The 18,754-nt window shown below is 60.9% G+C and carries 16 protein-coding genes and 1 riboswitch; of the genes, 10 read left to right on the top strand and 6 right to left on the bottom strand.

From position 1 onward, the window contains the following. Positions 1 to 6: 6 nt before the first annotated feature. Both HZ994_05730 and HZ994_05725 read right to left on the bottom strand, forming a co-directional pair. Positions 7 to 990: a LacI family DNA-binding transcriptional regulator gene (locus HZ994_05730; GenBank protein QTN31849.1), complete on the bottom strand. Its 984-nt coding sequence runs from the start codon at positions 988 to 990 to the stop codon at positions 7 to 9. Between the two features lie 2 nt (positions 991 to 992). Next, on the bottom strand, positions 993 to 1,940 hold the full coding sequence (locus HZ994_05725; GenBank protein ID QTN31848.1) for a dihydrodipicolinate synthase family protein: 948 nt from the start codon (positions 1,938 to 1,940) through the stop codon (positions 993 to 995). A 162-nt stretch (positions 1,941 to 2,102) separates the two neighbouring features. On the opposite strand from HZ994_05725, the gene HZ994_05720 reads away from it, so the two are divergent. Continuing rightward, a complete protein-coding gene (locus tag HZ994_05720) occupies positions 2,103 to 2,474 on the top strand; it encodes a DUF3127 domain-containing protein (GenBank protein ID QTN31847.1) in 372 nt (123 codons plus the stop codon). On the opposite strand, the gene HZ994_05715 is transcribed toward HZ994_05720, so the two are convergent. Next, entirely contained in the window at positions 2,471 to 3,361 is an 891-nt protein-coding gene (locus HZ994_05715) for a phosphatidylserine decarboxylase (GenBank protein ID QTN31846.1), read from the bottom strand. The genes HZ994_05720 and HZ994_05715 overlap by 4 nt on opposite strands. 117 nt (positions 3,362 to 3,478) lie before the next feature. Here HZ994_05715 and HZ994_05710 point away from each other — a divergent pair, with 117 nt between their 5' ends. The 4 genes from HZ994_05710 to HZ994_05695 are packed head-to-tail and all read left to right on the top strand — an operon-like array spanning position 3,479 to position 7,924. Beyond that, positions 3,479 to 4,063, top strand: coding sequence for a hypothetical protein (locus HZ994_05710; protein ID QTN31845.1), 585 nt, complete (start codon positions 3,479 to 3,481; stop codon positions 4,061 to 4,063). An 8-nt stretch (positions 4,064 to 4,071) separates the two neighbouring features. Beyond that, positions 4,072 to 5,310 (top strand): cytochrome c biogenesis protein ResB, encoded by a 1,239-nt coding sequence (locus HZ994_05705; GenBank protein QTN31844.1) that lies wholly within the window; start codon positions 4,072 to 4,074, stop codon positions 5,308 to 5,310. Next, complete coding sequence (ccsA, locus tag HZ994_05700; GenBank protein QTN31843.1) at positions 5,300 to 7,318, top strand: cytochrome c biogenesis protein CcsA; 2,019 nt, start codon at positions 5,300 to 5,302, stop codon at positions 7,316 to 7,318. Before HZ994_05705 ends, ccsA begins: the two co-directional genes overlap by 11 nt. A 6-nt stretch (positions 7,319 to 7,324) precedes the next feature. Further along, the gene (locus HZ994_05695; protein QTN31842.1) at positions 7,325 to 7,924 is read left to right on the top strand and encodes an alpha-ketoglutarate-dependent dioxygenase AlkB; all 600 of its coding nucleotides are present in this window, start codon (positions 7,325 to 7,327) and stop codon (positions 7,922 to 7,924) included. A gap of 5 nt (positions 7,925 to 7,929) precedes the next feature. On the opposite strand, the gene HZ994_05690 is transcribed toward HZ994_05695, so the two are convergent. From HZ994_05690 to lysS, 3 genes are all read right to left on the bottom strand, one after another. Further along, entirely contained in the window at positions 7,930 to 9,009 is a 1,080-nt protein-coding gene (locus HZ994_05690) for a M42 family metallopeptidase (protein ID QTN31841.1), read from the bottom strand. A gap of 26 nt (positions 9,010 to 9,035) precedes the next feature. After that, positions 9,036 to 10,436 carry an RNA polymerase factor sigma-54 gene (rpoN, locus tag HZ994_05685; protein ID QTN31840.1) on the bottom strand — a complete coding sequence of 467 codons (1,401 nt, stop codon included), beginning with the start codon at positions 10,434 to 10,436 and terminating at the stop codon, positions 9,036 to 9,038. A 217-nt stretch (positions 10,437 to 10,653) separates the two neighbouring features. After that, positions 10,654 to 12,129 (bottom strand): lysine--tRNA ligase, encoded by a 1,476-nt coding sequence (lysS, locus tag HZ994_05680; GenBank protein ID QTN31839.1) that lies wholly within the window; start codon positions 12,127 to 12,129, stop codon positions 10,654 to 10,656. Positions 12,130 to 12,484: 355 nt separating this feature from the next. Here lysS and HZ994_05675 point away from each other — a divergent pair, with 355 nt between their 5' ends. The 5 genes from HZ994_05675 to HZ994_05655 all read left to right on the top strand — a co-directional run bounded on the left by HZ994_05675 (position 12,485) and on the right by HZ994_05655 (position 18,736). Beyond that, positions 12,485 to 12,889: a hypothetical protein gene (locus HZ994_05675; GenBank protein QTN31838.1), complete on the top strand. Its 405-nt coding sequence runs from the start codon at positions 12,485 to 12,487 to the stop codon at positions 12,887 to 12,889. Continuing rightward, on the top strand, positions 12,873 to 13,211 hold the full coding sequence (locus HZ994_05670; protein ID QTN31837.1) for a hypothetical protein: 339 nt from the start codon (positions 12,873 to 12,875) through the stop codon (positions 13,209 to 13,211). Before HZ994_05675 ends, HZ994_05670 begins: the two co-directional genes overlap by 17 nt. A gap of 42 nt (positions 13,212 to 13,253) precedes the next feature. After that, positions 13,254 to 13,367, top strand: a riboswitch (TPP riboswitch). Between the two features lie 56 nt (positions 13,368 to 13,423). Then, entirely contained in the window at positions 13,424 to 15,406 is a 1,983-nt protein-coding gene (gene thiC, locus HZ994_05665) for a phosphomethylpyrimidine synthase ThiC (GenBank protein ID QTN31836.1), read from the top strand. Between the two features lie 115 nt (positions 15,407 to 15,521). Then, entirely contained in the window at positions 15,522 to 16,589 is a 1,068-nt protein-coding gene (locus HZ994_05660) for an ABC transporter ATP-binding protein (GenBank protein ID QTN31835.1), read from the top strand. Positions 16,590 to 16,651: 62 nt separating this feature from the next. Next, on the top strand, positions 16,652 to 18,736 hold the full coding sequence (locus HZ994_05655) for a hypothetical protein (GenBank protein ID QTN31834.1): 2,085 nt from the start codon (positions 16,652 to 16,654) through the stop codon (positions 18,734 to 18,736). Positions 18,737 to 18,754 lie beyond the last annotated feature (18 nt).

Genomic DNA, 18,754 nt, shown 5'->3' with positions numbered 1-18,754 from the left:
GGAATTTCAGGAGGATTCGCCGACGATGAGGATGCCGGGAACGCGGGTGATTCCCTGCGGCATCTTGTGCTCGATGATCTGTTCTTCCAGCATGGTTGCTGCGGTGCCGGCCAGCTTCCCGATGGGCATGCTGACACTGGTGAGAATCGGCCGTGAAAGCCTGCGCACCGGTGAGTTGTCGAAGCCGGTGACGGCCACCTGCAAGGGCACGGAAACTCCGAGGCGGTCGAGTTCGGAGACGACCACGGTGCCTACAATGTCGTTGACGCAGACGAGGGCATTGTAACTTTCCGCCATGGGTCGGATGGTTTCCGAGTTGATGGAGGCAATTTCATCGAAATGAATCACGTCCTTCCCAAGGTCGAAGGCGATGCCCCGGGAGGCGCAGGCGGCGGCCATTCCGGCAAGCCGTTCCTCTCCGATCTGCCCGAGGCCTTTGAGGGAGACGAAGGCAGGTTTGAGGTCGGGGCGGCGTTCGTTGAGGTGTCGGATGATTTCCGAAATCCCTTCCGCGTTTTCCGAGGCCACACAGGGCAGCCCGGTGATCTGGCGGTTGAGTACGACGAAGGGTGTGCCGAATTTTTCCAACTCGGCAAGCGTGGCGGTGCTGGGCCGGTTGAACGCGAAGATGAAGCCGTTGAGGTCGCCGCCTTTTTTGTGGGGGTAAGGCTTGAATTTCGGCGAGGCCGTTTCGCAAAGGAGATTGATGCCGCAGTGCTTGAACCCGGAATGGATGCCCTCGATGAGTGCGGCGAGATCATAGAACAGCGCACGTTCCGGTTCCTCGTGGCGGGGCAGGACGAGCTTGATGTTGAGGATGGCGCGCCCGCGGTGGCGGCGGATGGGGCGTTTCTTGTAGCCGAGTTTCTCGGCGGTGCGATGGATGTTTTTGGTGAGCTCCGGGGTCACGAGGCGGGATTGGTTCATGGCCCGCGACACCGTGGCGGGTGAGATATCCAATGCCTTGGCGATGTCTGTGATGGTGATCATTGTTAGACTACGTAGGACAGGCGTTTTGCGCAATCTGCGAGGATGCCTGCTTCCCATTCCGGGCGGGTGGCGGATTTTGGATGGGTGAGCGGGGAGGGGCAGCGGCCGATGAGGTTTTGGAAAACGGCGCAGGAGTGCTTGTAGGCGGGCACGGGGGCGCGGAATGAGACGTTGCCGAGATACTGGATGGCATCGGTGAGGGCGTGGTAGCGTTCGTCGCCCTCCAGCCAGTATTTGTCGCGCAGCGCGAAAAGCTCAGGGCAGAAGGCTGCGAGTCCGAGCAGGTAGTCGGAGCCGTATTCGGTCATGTCGATGGCAAGGTCGTTGCCGGTGAAGATCCTGAAATCCGGCCGGATCTCATCGCGGATTTCCAGGCGGCGGAGCTCCACGCCACGGTCGAGTGAGGAATGCTTGATCCCTTTCAAGGAAGGGATGCCCATGAGGCCACGTATGGTTTCCCCGTCGAAGATCATGCCGTTCGGTGCGAACATGGCACCAAGCTCAAAGCCGATCACCGACTCATAGCCCTCGCAGACCTGCGAATAAAGATTGACGATTTCGGAGGGTTTCCAGGAGTGGAAACGGGTTGTTTGGAACAGGATGGGGGTGCCGCCGTGGGAGACGATTTCATCCATCTGGCTGCGGTAGAGGCCGACGAGATCGCCCTCCAGCCCCTCGACGAATGCGCCTGCGATAAAATCCCTGCGCCCGGCAATGACTTCGGCGGTAAGCCTGAGGATCATGCTGCGTTCAGCCGGTTCGAGGTAATTCGCGTAGCCGGTGTCCATGTTCACCGCACAGCCGAGGCCGGCATCCGTGGTGCGGGCGACGGCGGCCTGGAACGATTCCCGGGAAATGCTGCCGTCCTTTTCGAAAGGCAGCAGGCAGGCGGCATAGCCGGTGGTGCGGCGCTTGAGTTTCTTGGAATTGTGGCGCGTGGCGATGGACATGGGTTGGTTAATTACATGCAAACAATAAGCCTGGCAACCACAAAACATCCACTTTGTTCTTTGCCTGCATATCTTGATACGGACAAGGCGGCGCGATCTTTCCAAGCTAGCGACCGCATTTCCTGAGTTTGACATATCGGCCGCTGCGGGAATGATCGGCGCATGTACGAAGCGACAGGAAAAATCAAAGTGATTAGCGACACCCAGACCTACCCGAGCGGATTCTCGAAGCGGGAGTTCGTGGTGACGACGGGGGATGGCAAATATCCCCAGGATCTGAAGTTCGAAGTGGTGAAGGACAAGACCTCGCTGCTGGACAGCTACAAGGAAGGCCAGGATGTGACCGTAAGCTTCGATATCCGTGGCAATGAGTACAACGGCAAGTATTACGTGAACCTTTCGTGCTGGAAGCTTTCGGGCGGCGGCGGTGGAGGTGGCGGGGACGAATACAATCAGGAAACCCCTCAGAACGAGCCATCGCCGGAGGATCTCCGGAAGGAGGATGACTTCGATGACGACGACATCCCCTTCTAACGGGCAGGCGTCGCCATTTCAGAGCCGATGCGGGCATAGAGCTCCGTTTGTAGGGCGGAATGCTCCAACAGGTCATCCGAGAGTTTCACTTTTCCGGGTTCGAAGATCGTGATGGTCGAGGATCCTCCGAACGCGAAGTAGCCTTTTTCCCGGCCTTTCTCCAGCGGCTTTCCGGGGGTGTATGTCTGGTGGATGGCTCCGACGCAGGTGGCGCCGATCTCAAGGATGAGGATGGTTCCGAAGCCCTCCGTTCTGAGGCTGCATATCGTGCGCTTGTTCGTCCAGAGGTAGGAGAGGTTTTGCGCAAGCGCGATGGGGGACACGGAAAACAGCGGGCCGGGGATGGTTTTCGTTTCCGAGGGGGTTCCGGCGGCGGGAAAGTGGAAGCGGTGGTAATCGACCGGGCAGAGGCGGGAGAGGACAAGGCTGCCCTTGGCGAATTTCCCTGCCAGCGCAGAATCGCCGAGCAGGGCGGGGAGGTCGAAGATTTGTCCTTTCACGAAGAAGGAATCGATTTTGGAGATGTCGGGAAATCCGAGGTGGCGACCGTCGGCAGGGAAGACGATGGGGGATTCCGCGATGGGGCGGGCTTCGGGCTTGAGCTTGCGGTAGAAGAATTCGTTGAAGCTGCGGAAGGAGGACGGATCATCGGCGAAGTCGGCGGGGTCGAGGCCGTAGCGCTCGATGAAAGGCCCCACCCTGGCGGCGGATTCGGGTTTTGACATGCGCTTCCCATACCATCTCGAAAAGGCGGCGCGCTTGACGAGGGTATGGAGGGAGAGTTTCCCGAGCGGGTTCCCATAGACCCAGCGGAGGGAGGATTCGCCATAGACCTGCTCGGTTTCGGTCGTGCCGGTGTGGCGGTTGAAGTATCGGATGCTATCCACGCAGCCAGTGAAAGGTCTGGAGAACGGAAAGTCAAAGGCCTGAAAGAGAAGGTGGCGAATGGCGTATTGTGGCGTGATTGAACTTGCGGGCGTGTGAGTCCGCGCCTATCTCCGGAAATGAAAGCCCTTTGCCCTATCCTGGCCCTTGTTTGCCTGATGATTTCCGCCTGCGAAAACAAGGCGGTTCGGATGAGCGTTGAGGAGACGCGCAAGGAGACCTCGAAAGACCGTTCCCCCAAGCTTTTCGCCACCAGCGACGAGCGATTCCGCAACGCCAAGCCCAGCCCGCTGAAGGGCAATCCGCCGGAAAACTGGCTGGTGCTGCCTGCGAGGGAATTCCGCGAGCTGAACTACCGCTTCGGCGAGTCCGGAGAGGCTTACGTCACGCTGGCCTCGGGTTCGGTGGCGGACAATGTGAACCGCTGGCTCCGCCAGTTCGGGCGCGATCCGCTGACGCCCGCCGAGATGGATGTGCTGGCCAAGACCCCCATCGCCGGAACCGAGGGGGTGTGGGTGGAGGCCACCGGATCGTATGCCTCCGGCATGGGCGCTCCCGCAAAAGCAGGGCAGGCACTCGCGGGCGTGATCGCGGAGGTCGGAGGCAGGATCCTGACGCTGAAAATGGTCGGCGCGGAGGACGAGGTGGCGGCGGAAAGGGAGGCGCTCAGGGCATTCGCCGCGAGCCTTGAACTGGCAAGGTGATTTTCAGGATGGAAACGAAAAACGACAGAACGAAACCGGAAGGCGGGAAGTCCAGCTTCCGCAAGATCTATGATTTCCTCTCGGGATTCCATCTCGCGACGGTCACCCTGCTGCTGCTCTTGCTTCTCACCTGGCTTGCCACGCTGGAGCAGATCGACAACGGCCTTTACCCGACACTGAACAAATATTTCAGCTGGAAATCCTGGTATCTCATCCCGGACATGGTTCCGGAAATCAACGGCAAGAAGCTGCCGTTCTTCCTTCCCGGCGGCTACTACGTCTGCGCCGTCCTCCTGCTCAACATGATCCTCGGCGGCATCATCCGCATCCGCAAGGGGCCGAAACAGATCGGCAACCTCATCTCCCATTTCGGCATTGTCTTCATGCTGCTTGGCGGCGGGGTCGCACACCATTTTTCCGAGCGCGGGAACATGGCGGTCGGCGAGGGCGAGGCCAGCGATGTGGCGGAGGACTATCATGAGTATGTCGTGGAGGTCGCGGAAGTCGTCGACGGGGAGAGGGACAAATTCCATGTCATCCGCGGGAAATACCTGACCGACCTCAAGGCCGGCAAATCCCGGATCTTCGATCTCAGGGATATCCCTTTCTCGCTGGAAATCTCCGGCTATCTGGTCAACGCGGTGCCTTCCAACCAGCTTGAGCGCCCGCGCCGCAACAACGAGTTGCTTGTCGATGGTTACTACCTTGAGGCGGTTCCCGGCGAGGTGGAGACGGAGCGGAACATGGCCGGCTGCTACGCACGGATGATTTCCAAGGACGGCACGAAATCCGATCCCTTCATCCTCGCGGGCGCGACCTTCCACCCGCTGACCGTCCGCGAAGGCGACCGGGTATTCACCATCGACATGCGCAAGCGGCTGTGGCCCATGCCCTTTGAGGTGAAGCTGGACACCTTCACCGCGGAGTTCCATCCCGGCACCTCGCGGCCCGCGAAGTTTGTGAGCGACATCCGCCGGGAGGAAAACGGGCAGGAGTCCGAGGTGACGATCAGCATGAACGAGCCGATGCGCTACGAAGGTCTGACCTTCTTCCAGGCCAGCTACGGCCCGCCGGGTGCGAAGCCGGGCGAGCCGATGTATTCGGTCTTCGAGATCGTGAGGAATCCCGCCGACAAGTGGCCGGAATACAGCCTATACATCGTCGCCTTCGGGATGCTGGTGACATTTCTAACAAAACTCGGCGGCCATCTGGGCGCCTCTTCAAGGAAACGGAAACATGAAGGATAAGGGATCAATCTGGGGACGCTGGGTCGTGGCCGTGCTGGCGCTGGGTGCGCTGGGCTTGGTCTTCGTCAACATGCTCATCGACAACATGCCCAAGGGCGAGGCGCAGAAAGTGGAGGGTTACGAGCCTTGGGAAAAAGCCACGGTTGAGGCCGTCGAGGCGCTGCCGGTGCAGGACGGCGGCCGGATCAAGCCGCTCTCGACCTTCGCGGGCTTCCGCATGCTGCAGCTGCATGGCGCACGCTCCATGAAGGTGCAGGGCAAGGGCGGCGAGGTCTTCAGGCTGAAGCCCACCGAGTGGATGATGGACACCCTGTTCCGCCCGCAGCTGGCGGTGGATCTTCCGACTTTCCGGGTGGACAATTCGGAAGTTCTCAAAGCCATCGGGGTGGAGGCAAAAGGCCGCCGCGACCGCTACAGCTACTCCGAGATTTCCCCCGGTCTCGGCAAGCTCATCGAGCTGGCGCAGTCCTATGAGCCGATCGACAAGAAGAAGCGCGACCCTGTCCAGCAGCAGACCATAGACCTTGCCTACAACGTCCGGAACTATGAGAGCATGTTGTCCTACTTCGCCTTCGCGAGGTCGGGTGTGGTTTTGCGGGGTTCGGGCGGCGAAGGCCAGCCCGACCAGCGGGCGGACTTCAGCGCCGTGATGACAACCGCGCCCCAGTTGCGCCGGGAAATCGCCCGCACCCAGCAGCAGGGCGGGGAGATCGACGCGCGAATGCAGGATCTCCTGCAACAGGTGCTGGAAGGCGCGAACTACTCGAAATTCGGCCTGTTCATCCTGCCTCCGAAAAACGCCTCGGACGATACCTGGCTGACCGCCGGTAACGCGATCATGGAGGTGATGACGGAGCAATCGAAAGACCCCGCCACCGCCATCGCCGATATCCGGCTGCTTGAGACGGCGGTGCGTTCCGTCCCCATTTCGGAAAAGGAGTTCCGCAAGCACTTCGTCGAGATCGAGGAGAGCACCGTGAAGCGGGCGAACTCGCGCGGGGAGATGAAAGGGATCGCCATGGAGGTCTCTTATTTCAAGTTCGATTACTTCCTCAACGCCATGGTGTTCTTCCTCATCGGAACGCTTTGCGCCTTGGCGATGTTCGCATCCGGCTCCGGTAAGGCGGCGAAAGCCCTATCGTGGGCGACCCTCGGCTTCACTTCAGTCGGAGCCGTGCTGTGTGTCATCGCCATCGTGAAACGCTGCCTCATCATGGAGCGCCCGCCGGTGGGAAATCTCTACGACACCGTGATCTTCATCGCGGCGACAGGGGTCATCTTCGCACTGCTCGTGGAGTGGATGTCGCGGAAACGTTTTGCGCTCGCCCTGTCCCCCATACTCGGCCTGGGGCTCATCATCCTCGCCCGCCGCTATGAGCTCGGCGACGGAGCCGACCACCTCGATCCGCTGGTGGCCGTGCTCGACTCGAATTTCTGGCTGGCGACCCATGTCATCACCATCACCCTCGGCTATTCGGCCGGGCTGCTTTCGGCCTTCCTCTCCTGCGGATACGTGCTTATGCGCGGGCTCAACCTCGATGGCAACGACAAGGATCTCCGCCGCTCCTTCACGAAAGCCGTTTACGGCTGCCTCTGCCTCACGGTGTTCCTCTCGCTCGTCGGCACCGTGCTGGGCGGCATCTGGGCGAACTATTCGTGGGGCCGCTTCTGGGGCTGGGATCCAAAGGAAAACGGTGCGCTGATGATCGTCCTCTGGACGCTCGCCATCCTCCACGCCCGCATGGGCGGCATCCTGAAGGAATGGGGGATCCATCTCGCCTCCGTCTTCACCGCCTGCATCGTCGCCTTCTCATGGTGGCATGTGAATTTCCTCGGCGTGGGCCTGCACAACTACGGCTTCACCGGGAAGGCGGGGATCATCTGGGCGTTCTATGCGGTCATGGTGGCGTTCATCCTCTTCGGCCTGATCGCGATTTTCGTGGAGCGCTACAACAAGGCTTCCGCAAAGGCGTTCAAGCAAGCCGAGGTCAAGGGTCTCGAGGCGTAGCACGCGATGGAGCTTTTCGCCGCCGATCCGGATGCGAACCTTCTGCCCCGCGATGGCGAGGCGTTTTATCATGGCCCGGTTTTCAGCGGATCCGAATCGGATGGGGTGCTGGCTTCGCTGCTGAAGGAGATCCCATGGGAGCATGATGAGCTGATGATGTTCGGGAAACGGATTGTCACCGCGCGGAAGGTCGCGTGGTTTGCGGATGATGGGATTCCCTATCCCTACTCCGGGACGGTGAAGGAGGCGCATGAATGGACGGAGCTTTTGCTCCGCCTGAAAACTGCGGCGGAGGGGCTTACGGGTGCGGCCTACAATTCATGCCTGCTCAACCTCTACCACGACGGCGCCGAGGGCATGGGCTGGCACAGCGATGACGAGAGATGCATTGTGCCGGACAGCTCCATCGCTTCGCTCAGCTTCGGCGCGGAGAGGAAATTTTCTTTCCGCCACAGGCAGACGCGGGAAAGCGTCTCGGTCATTCTGGGAAACGGCAGCCTGCTCGATATGCGCGGTGAGACGCAGCGGCATTGGCAGCACCAGCTTCCGAAGACGAAGAAGGCCAGCACACCACGTGTGAACCTGACTTTCCGCTCGATGGGGTAGTTGGATTATCCAAGCTTCTGGTGGAAGTTGTCCGTGCCCTTCACGGAGAGCACGAAGGCCTCCAGCAGCCTGATCGTCGCCTCAATGTCATCCAGATGGGCGGTTTCCACCACCGAGTGCATGCACCTCAGCGGGATGGATACGAGGCCGGAGGGGATGCCCTCGCGGGAGTTGAAGATCTTGTCGGTGTCGGTGCCGGAGAAACGACTGGAGGACTCGTGCTGGATCTCGATATTTTCTTTTTCCGCGATGCTGAGTAGGCGTTTGGCGATGAGCGGGTGGTTGCAGGTGCCGTGCGAAACGGATGGCCCCTTGCCGAGCTTGATGAGGCCGAATTTTGCGGCATCGATCCCCGGGGTGTCGGTGGCGTGGGTGACATCAAGGCAGATGCACATGTCCGGCTTGAGGCGGTAGGTGGCCATCATTGCGCCGTTGCCGCCGATTTCCTCCTGGATCGCGTTCAGGCAGACGAGGGTGACGGCGGGTTTCTTGCCGGACTCGGCGATTCGTTTCATCACCTGCGCGATGATGTAGGAGCCGAGGCGGTTGTCGAGGGCCCGCCCGATCAGGCGTTTGTGGGCCAGCTCCGCCGGGCCGTCCTGATAGACCATGGGGTGGCCAACGCGCAGGCCCATGTCGGAGGCTTCCTTGGCGGTGGATGCGCCGACATCGACCCAGAGGTCGTGCACGGCGGGAGCCTTTTCCGATCCGAGCTCGTCGCGGCGGAGGTGGATGGCGGTGTTGCCGATGATGCCGGAGACGACGCCCTTGTCGCCGAGGATCTGCACCCGGCGGCCACGGCCGGTGGCGGCATCGGAGCCGCCGACGCGGTCGATGCGGAGGAACCCCTTGTCGTCGATGTGCTTGATGATGTAGCCGATCTCATCGGCGTGCGCCTCAAGCATCACGGTCTTCTTCGATTTGCCCTCGAGCACGGCCCAGGTGGAGCCGTAGGCATCGCACTGGACGGAGGCGGCGATGGGTTTGAGGAATGCGGCCCAGACATTCTGGCCGGGCATTTCGAAGCCGGTGGGGGATGGGGTTTCGAGGAGGTTGAAGAGGAACTGCTTGTCGGCTTTTTTCATGGTGTGTGTGGGAAGTAGGGTAGCGGTCAGAAGGATTTCCGCAAATGCGAAGGGAGGATGTTGAGCTGCTCGCGGTATTTCGCGATGGTGCGGCGGGCGACCTTGATGCCCTGTGCCTGGAGGGCTTTGGTGATCGCGTCGTCGGACATGGGTTTGGCGGGGTTTTCCTGGGCGATGAGTTGTTGGATCGCCTCGCGGACGCCGGCGTTGGAGACCTCGGCGCCGCCCTCGGTCTGGTAGCCGGTGGCGAAGAAGGCGCGCATCTCCATGAGACCCTGCGGGGTGAGGATGTATTTTCCGGCGACGGCGCGGGATACCGTGGTGGCGTGGAGGCTGAGCTCGTCGGCTATGTCGTTCATCGTCAGCGGGCGCAGATGGCGCGGGCCCTTTTCGAGGAAGGCTTTCTGTTTGTCGATGATCTGGTGGGCGATGGCGAGGATGGTTTCCTGGCGCAGGGAGATGGAGCGGATCAGGCTGCGGCCGTCGCGGATCTGGTCGCGGAGGAAGGCGCGGGCTTTCTGGTCCACGCCGCTCTTGCCTATCATGTCCTTGTAGAAATCGTTGATGCGGAGGCTGGGGAGGTGCTCGCCGGTGAGGCGGGCGGACCATTCGCCGTCCTCGTTTTTCTCGATGACCACATCGGGGAGGATGTAGGGATTGCCGGTGGGGTCGAATTCGCCGCCGGGGTTGGGCGAGAGGCGTCCGATTTTTTCCGCAGCCTCGGCGATGCGCTCGACGGTGGTCCCGAGGGCGCGGGCGATCTGCGGGTGCCGCCTGCGGGCGAGATCCTCGAGGTGATCGCGGACGATGCGGTATTCGAGGGTTTCGGTGCCGGTTGATCTTTGCAACTGGATGAGAAGTGCCTCAGGGATGCCGGAAGCGCCGACACCGGCGGGTTCGAAGGTTTTGATGAGGTTGAGCGCCTTGCGGAGCTTGCCGATGGGCATGGATCCGTTGGCGGCGATTTCCATGAGCGGGAATTCGAGGAAGCCGCGGTCGTCGAGGTTGCCGAGGATGAGCTGGGCGGCTGAGCGGATGTCGGGGTCGATGAGGGAGAGGTCGAGCTGGTGCTGGAGGTGTTGCTGGAGGGTTTCCGGGGCGACGATGTTGTCGTAGAGGCGCTGGCGGCGTTCCTCGTCCTCCTGGGTCCACTGGTTGTTCCGGCCTTCGAGGATGGAGCGGTCGCGCCAGTCGTCATCGGTCTCGTTCATGTAGTCGAGGGAATCGGCCTCGTCAGGATCGGGCGCGTCCTCGTCGAGGGAGCTGATCTCGGTGATATCCTCGAGTGTGGGGTTCGTCTCCAGCGCCTGTCTCAGCAGCTGGGAGAGTTCCATGGTGCCCGCCTGCAGGATCTCGAGGCTCTTGCGCATCTGGGGCGCGAGCGTCTGGGACTGGGAGAGGGAGTGATGGAGGGAGGCTTCAGCCATGGACACGCGGAGTACGTGGCCAATTTATGGTTGGAGCGCTGATTTACAAAGCAATAATTGTGCCAATCGTAACTTTAATTATTTGACGGTTCTTGGAAATAGGGGATGCAGGTCCTCTCCCATTTGCCAGAAGGCACAGTCGGCGGATTCAAGCCGCTTTCCGATCGTTTGGAGTCGCCGAAGAGGGGTGTCCCGGGGAAATCGTGGGTCGGTAGCCTCAATCCTTCTTCTTGAGCAGCGGGAAGAGCACCACGTCGCGGATGGTCGGGGCTCCGGTGAGCATCATCACGAGGCGGTCGATGCCGATTCCGATGCCGCCTGCGGGGGGCATTCCGTGCTCGAGTGTCTCGATGAAATCGTAATCGACCTTTTGTTCCTCCTCGCCGCCGGACTGGTGTTCGAGGCGCTCGCGCTGGAGATCTGGATCGTTGAGCTCGGAGTAGCCGGGGGAGATTTCCTGGCCGTTGATGATGAGTTCGTATACCTCGACCGTCCTGCCGCCGGGGCTGACTTTCGCGAGCGGGATCAGCTCGCTGGCGACGCGGGTGACGAAGCAGGGATCGAAGGTGTGTTCCTCGACCTTTTTCTCAAACACCTGCTGGATGACCTCGTAGTCTTCCATTTTTTCGGAAAGCTGGACGCCGAGCTCTTCGCATTTGGCGCGGCGTTGCTCCGGGGTGATGTCGAAGAAATCGTCACCGGCCACACCCTTGATGAGATCGTGGTAGTTCGCGCGCTTCCAAGGGCGTGAGAGATCGATGGTGCGGGTGATTTCGCCCTCCTCGTTCTTGTGCTCGATCTTGAGGCCGCCGCAGAATTTCTCGGCGAGGTGGCAGGTCATTTCCTCGACCATGTTCGCCATTTCCTCGAAGTCGGAGAACGCCCAGTAGGCTTCCAACATCGTGAACTCGGGGTTGTGGCGGCGTGAGATGCCCTCGTTGCGGAAGTTGCGGTTGAGCTCGAAGACCTTGGTGAAGCCACCGACGAGCAGCCTTTTGAGGAAAAGTTCCGGCGCGATGCGCAGGGTCAGCGGCATGCCGAGCGCGTTGTGGTGGGTCTCGAAGGGGCGGGCTGCGGCGCCTCCGGCGACGGACTGGAGCATGGGTGTCTCCACTTCGAGGAAGCCGCGCTGGTGGAGGAAGTTGCGCATCTCCGCAATCATCTTGGAGCGGGTGATGAAGAGCGTTGCGCTTTCGGGATTCCCGATCAGGTCGAGGTGGCGCTTGCGGTATTTCGTCTCCCGGTCGGAAAGGCCGTGGAACTTGTCCGGCATGGGGCGCAGGGATTTCGAGAGCACGGTGAAAGAATCGACCTTGATCGTCGGCTCGCCGGTGCGGGTGGTGAAGGTTTCCCCGGACACGCCGATCCAGTCGCCGCGATCCAGGCATTTCCAGATGGCGGCCTGGGTTTCATCGAGGTTCTTGACGCTGATATATCCTTGGATGGCTCCGTGGGCATCCCCGATGCGGAAGAAGCAGGATTTTCCCATGTCACGCAGCTCGGTGATGCGGCCTGCGGTGGTGACCTGCATTTCATCGGAAAAACCGGCGAAGAGATCGGCAGGGGAGACGGTTGTCTCAAAGCGTGCACCGTAGGGATCGACGCCGAGATCCCGGAGTTTCGCGAGTTTGTCGCGGCGGACCTTGATTAGTTCTGCCTCGGTGGACTGGGGTTGGGAGGTGGCTTCGCTCATGCGGGCGAACTTTAGTAAGCTCGCCCGGATTGAACAGGGGAAATAATCGTTGGGGCGGCAGGGTTCCTGTGTTTTGGGAAAGCCGCAAATTCGGAGAATTCTGACCAAGGATGGCGCGGATCCTGTGGGACATAGCGGGGATCTCGGCTTGCCTGTAGGGAGAATCATCCGTCTTTCAGCCGATTCCCTGTCCAACCGTCAGGAAATTGCGCATGCTGATTACTTGGTTTTGCAAAGTATCAACCTATCAAGGTATGTCAGGTGGGCTGTGTTTTCTCGACTCCTTCATAGTACGAACATCCGTTGTTAATAACTCTTGTTCAGCGACTTATGAAATGGTTCATGCTTCGGGGTTATGTATTTCCCGCAGAATTTGCCCCTGGCCTCCATCGATGCGGTCCGTCCGGTGTTCATGATCGTCATGGGGGTTTTCCTGATGATCGTGGTGTGGCGGATGGCGAAGGAGACCGAAGGCTGGTCTGCCAGGCTGATGGTGGGCGGCGGGTTCCTGCTGTGCTTCGGGTATGCTGTCCTGATGCCCATGTATGAGGCCGGGCAGATCGAGAAATATCATCCCATGGCGCATTTGCAGGATCCCTCATCCGCCCTTGCCTGGCATGCGGTGAAGCTTGTCGTGATGAATGCCGGATGGCTCGTCTTCGGCCTCGGCCTGGCGCTGCACTCCGGTTTGCTCAGGATGCCGGCGGCACTGAAATTTCCCAAAACACAAACCATCGCCCCTAATGAATCTGTTGCTTGAAATCATTGTCCTGAACGGGTTCCTGCTGGATGCGCTCGGTGTCGCCGGCCTCGGGTTGCTTGCGATGGCGGCCGCACGTCTTGTGCGCGAGAAGAAATCCTGGGGTGGCTCGATGATGGCATACGGCGCCGCAGCGCTGCTCATTGCACGGGTCTATGTGCTGCTCGCCCCCCATTTCGTGGACCAGGCCTTCGTGGATGCGGTCGGCCCCTACGCATTCGAGCTTCTGAAGATCATGCCGATGACCTTGCTCACCTTCGGGCTGGCTGGAGTCGTCTGGGGTCTCTGGGGGCACGAGAAGTGGCTCAAGGAGAAATACTGATTCCGCCCGTCCTTGACACGCGTCGACACGTGGCGAAGCATGTTCCCAAGACAGGGGGGCTTCCCGAACGGGAGGCTGAGATTTTCCGGCGCGCGGAAGGAACCCTTCGAACCTGAAGCGGGTCATGCCGCCGGAGGGAGTCGGGGAAACAGCTGAGTTTTCCTGTTTTCCGAGGGCGTTTGATCCGTGAGATCCAACACACGAACAAAAACATGATCAGCCCCGAAGAAAACACCGGCACGGAGTCGAAACACGACGAATCCCGGGCACAGCTGCCAGCTTCCACCCGCGTCTATCTGCAAGGCGAAATCCATCCCGAGGTGAGAGTGCCGATGCGTGAGATCGCCCTGCACGACACCAAGGCTTTCAACGGGCGGACCGAGAAGAACGAGGCGGTGCGCGTGTATGATTGCTCCGGCCCGTGGGGTGATCCGGATTTCAGGGGGACTTCCGAGGAAGGTCTTCCGGCACTGCGCCGTGACTGGATCCTGAAACGCGGGGATGTCGAAGCCTACGATGGCCGCGAGGTGCAGCCGCAGGACAACGGTTATCTAACGGAAAAGCACGCGGAGTTCGCATCGAAGTCGGAGCGCGCGAACAAGTTCGTCGAGTTCCCCGGCCTGACCGCCGAGCGCCGCAAGCCGCTGCGCGCGAAAGGCAAGCCGGTCACCCAGAAATGGTATGCCGACAACGGCATCATCACGCCGGAGATGGAGTTCATCGCGATCCGCGAGAACATGCGCCGCGCGAAGATTTCCGACATGAAGGACGACATCGTCCGCAACGATCTCAACAAGCAGCACGCCGGCTCCACCCAATCCCCGGACAGCCCCTACACGCCGGGAATCTTCAAGCGCTTCCCGCAACGCATACCGGCGGAGATCACCCCTGAGTTCGTCCGCAGCGAGGTCGCCGCAGGCCGCGCGATCATCCCGCTCAACATCAACCACCCTGAGTGCGAGCCGATGATCATCGGGCGCAATTTCCTCGTGAAAATCAACGCGAACATCGGCAACTCCGCCGTCGCCTCCTCCATCGAAGAGGAAGTCGAAAAAATGCGTTGGGCCACCAAGTGGGGCGCGGACACCGTGATGGATCTCTCCACCGGGAAAAACATCCACGCCACCCGCGAGTGGATCCTCCGCAACAGCCCCGTCCCCATCGGCACCGTGCCGATCTACCAAGCCCTCGAAAAGGTGAACGGCAAGGCCGAGGATCTAACTTGGGAGCTCTACCGCGACACCCTCATCGAGCAGGCCGAGCAGGGCGTCGATTATTTCACCATCCACGCCGGAGTGCTCCTCCGCTTCGTGCCGATGACTGCCAGCCGCATGACCGGCATCGTCTCGCGCGGCGGCTCCATCATGGCGAAGTGGTGCCTCTCGCATCACAAGGAAAATTTCCTCTACACCCATTGGGATGAGATCTGCGACATCTGCGCGGCCTACGATGTGAGCTTCTCCATCGGCGATGGTCTCCGCCCGGGTTCTGTTGCCGATGCCAACGACCAGGCGCAGTTCGGCGAGCTCCAGGTGCAGGGCGAACTCACCACCCGCGCATGGGCGAAAGGCTGCCAGGTTATGAACGAAGGCCCCGGCCATGTGCCGATGCACATGATCGAGGAAAACATGGCCAAGCAACTCGAGTGGTGCCACGAAGCCCCGTTCTACACCCTCGGGCCGCTGACCACCGACATCGCCCCCGGCTACGACCACATCACCTCCGGCATCGGTGCCGCGATGATCGGTTGGTATGGCTGCGCGATGCTCTGCTACGTCACCCCGAAGGAACACCTCGGACTGCCGAACAAGAAGGACGTCAAGGACGGGGTGATCACCTACAAGCTCGCCGCCCACGCCGCCGACCTCGCGAAAGGCCATCCCGGCGCGCAGTACCGCGACAACGCCCTCTCCAAAGCCCGCTTTGAGTTCCGCTGGGAGGATCAGTTCAACCTCGGCCTCGATCCGGAGACGGCACGCGAGTTCCACGATGAGACGCTCCCGCAGGAAGGCGCGAAGACAGCGCACTTCTGCTCGATGTGCGGCCCGCATTTCTGCTCGATGAAGATTTCCGAGGATGTCCGCCAGTATGCGGCCGCCCAGGGGATTTCCGAAGAGGAGGCGCTTGAGAAAGGCATGGAGGAGAAATCGAAGGAGTTCACCGAGGCTGGTGCGGAAGTTTATGTGAAGGCCTAGGCGCGCGCCTTGGTCCGACACTGGTTTTGGCGGTTGTGGCCTGCTGCCACGGACTGGGGCGTGTTCCTCCTTGGGGCTTGCTTTGGTGGCCGCCGCAGGAAGAATCGCGGCGGTTATGGAAGCGATAAGGATCGAGAATGTGCGGAAGGTCTTCGGCGGGACGGTGACGGCTCTTGATGGGCTGAACCTCGAGATCGGGGCGGGGGAGCTGTTTTTCCTGCTGGGTGCCTCGGGTTGCGGGAAGACGACCTTGCTGCGCTGCATCGCCGGGCTGGAGACGCCGACGGAGGGGAAGATCTTTTTCGGGGAGACCGATGTCACTTCCCTTGCGCCGCACAAAAGGGAGGCGGCGATGGTTTTCCAGAGCTACGCGCTGTGGCCGCACCTGACGGTGGGGCAGAACATCGCCTTCGGGCTGGAGGAGCGGAAGGTGCCGAAGACGGAGATCAAAATGCGCGTGGCAGAGGCCTTGGAAATGGTGCAGCTGGGTGGTTACGGGGAGCGCTCCATCGACCAGATGTCAGGCGGCCAGCAGCAGCGCGTGAGCCTTGCGCGGGCGCTGGTGGTGAAGCCGCGCTGCCTGTTGTTGGATGAGCCGCTTTCGAATCTCGACGCCCAGCTGCGGGTGGAGATGCGGAGGGAAATCCGCCGCATCGTCAAAGAGAACGGCCTGACGGGGATTTACGTGACCCACGACCAGGAGGAAGCGCTGGCCATGGCCGACCGGATGGCTGTGCTTTCCTGGGGCAAGATCGGGCAGGTGGGGACTCCGGAAGAGGTGTACCGCAGGCCGGTGAATTCCTATGTGGCCGGTTTCATCGGTGAGACGAACCTGATCCAGGGCGAGGTGATGGAGATGCACGAGGGCTATTGTTTCGTGAAGGTCAACGGGGCGGCGCTGGTGGGTATGGTGACTTCCGGAAACTGGCGGCCGAATGCGGGCGATGCGGCGACGGTGAGCGTGCGCCCGGAGGTGTGGAGGCTGCACAAGGAGGGCGGGGAGAACGAGATCGCGGGGAAAATCGTGGAGCGCAGCTACCTCGGGCAGAGGATCGAGTATTTCATCGAGACGCTTGTGGGCAGGCAGCAGGTGGTGGAGATGAACCCGCATGTCATCCATGAAATCGGCGACGAAGTCGTACTCCATGCGAAGCATGGGGATGTGGTGGTGTTTGGAAAATGATGGCAAGAATCGGGCGTGCGGCAGCGTTCCGTCATATGCAGCTTTCCTCCCAAATAAATCGCATGATACGCCAGACAGCCTTTCTTTTCCTTCTCACAATTGCAGCGGCGGGCATTTCGCCGGCCGGACAGATTGCCCTGAAACTGGAGGCGGCGGTTGGAGGTGCGGAGGCTTTTTCCGAGGAATCCGGAACGTGGGTCATCGATGGTGCGATGGATGTGCTTGCGACACCGGAACGGATAGCAGGTGAGCATCATGAGGTGCTCGGGTTCGAGTATTTTTCGGTTGGCACGGTGCCGGAATTCAAGCTCCTGGCAGGGCCGGGCTTCGATGAGAAATCCGCCGTGATGTTACCACCCTTAGGTCACAGTGAGGGTTGGACGAGTTATTCGGCCAGGATATCCACCGCTGGGCAGCCCTTGCCGAAGGGCTGGCGCCAGCTGCGGCTTGAGCTGCCGCTCAAGGAAGGGCAGAGCCTGCGGATCAGGAAGCCTGTCATCAGGGCGGCCAATCCCGGCGAGTTCGATCCGCCGGCGGCCAATCCTGCCGCCTCGGCGGATGCTGCCATCCTGCGCGCCTACCTGGACAGGGATTTCCCGGCAAGCATCTCGGAGGTCAGCGTCGGCACGGATCTGATCCGCATCACCGGGAATGCGGGGGCGGGGAGCGACGGGGTTTTCCTGGCGGATATCCCGATGGATATCGTGCACGGAGATGCGAGGAGCTGGAAAATGTTGGTGGCGATTGGTTGCGGTGATGACGGTTCGTTCGAAGTGGATCTGCCCAGGTTCAGCAAACGCGACGGTCTGGACTACGACAGGCTTACTTCCCGTTGGCAGCTCGTGAGAAGGGACGACGCGGCCATCACGGCGATTTCCCATGCCCGGTATGCAGGCAAAGTGAACTCGCGGGGAGATGATCTGCCTCCGGCGAAACCTGCAAACAAGAAGGGGCTTGGCGGCTGGGGAGCGGGTCGGATTCCCGGAGAGCTCAAGGAGCTCGGCATTTCCTCGGTGACGGTGAACGTGATGCTCAGCAGCCTGATCTCCCCCACCCCCGTGGCGGGAAGCGTCCCGACCGAATGGCAGGGCCGCACCTATCACATGCGGGTTTTGCCGCTGACCAAGCTGGACGCAACCTTCCGCGAGGCGGCGGAGCAGGGGGCGATGGTTTCCGCGATCATCCTTGTGGCGAATCCCGCAAAATCCAAGGATCCGACGGCGAGCATGATGGGTCACCCGGATGCGGTGAAAGAAGGGATCTTCGCCATGCCGAACGTCACCTCGCCGGAGGGGATCGGCATCTATGGGGCGGCGCTCAATTACATCGTGGGGCGCTGGAGCCGCAAGGATGGCCGATTCGGGCGTGTGCATCACTGGATCATGCAGAACGAGGTCGATGCCGGGTGGGTGTGGACCAACGCGGGTGAAAAATCCGCGCTGTCCTACATGGATCTCTACCAGCGCTCGCTGCGGCTCATGGATCTCATCGCCCGGCAATATGATCCTCGCAGCAGGCCGTTCATCACGCTGACCCACCACTGGGCGCACGGCGGGAATGCGAAGTGGTATGGCTCGCGGCGGATGCTGGAGCTGTTGGCGGAATATTCGCGGACGGAAGGGGATTTCCCATGGGCGCTCGCCCATCATCCGTATCCGGAAAACCTGCGCAACCCCCGGGCCTGGGAGGACAAGGCCCCGAACTTTTCCTTCGACACGCCCAAGATCACCCCGAAAAACATCGAGGTGCTCGATGCCTACATGCACACTCCGACCATGCTGTTCCAGGGGAAGGAGGTGCGTCCCGTGCATCTTTCGGAAAACGGTTTCAACTCCCCGGATTACTCCGCGAAATCCCTGGAGGATCAGGCGGCGGGGATGGCTATGGCCTGGAAGAAGATCCAGCGGCTGCGCTCCATCGAGGCATGGCAATACCACAACTGGATTGACAACCGAAGCGAGGGCGGGCTGCGTATCGGACTGCGGAAATTTCCCGATGAAAAAGGCGATCCGCTGGGGAAAAAGCCGATCTGGCATCTTTACCAAGCCCTTGGCACGCCGCGCGAGGATGAGGTGGCGCAGCCATATCTGAAGACCATCGGCATAGCTTCCTGGGATGAGGTGATCCACAAGGGCGGGATTCGCTAAGCCACCGCCGGGCATCCA

Source organism: Akkermansiaceae bacterium, from assembly GCA_017798145.1.
Lineage (GTDB): Bacteria > Verrucomicrobiota > Verrucomicrobiia > Verrucomicrobiales > Akkermansiaceae > Luteolibacter.
The sequence above is the reverse complement of the archived record's forward strand: the minus strand, read 5'-3'. Positions and strand labels throughout refer to the sequence as shown.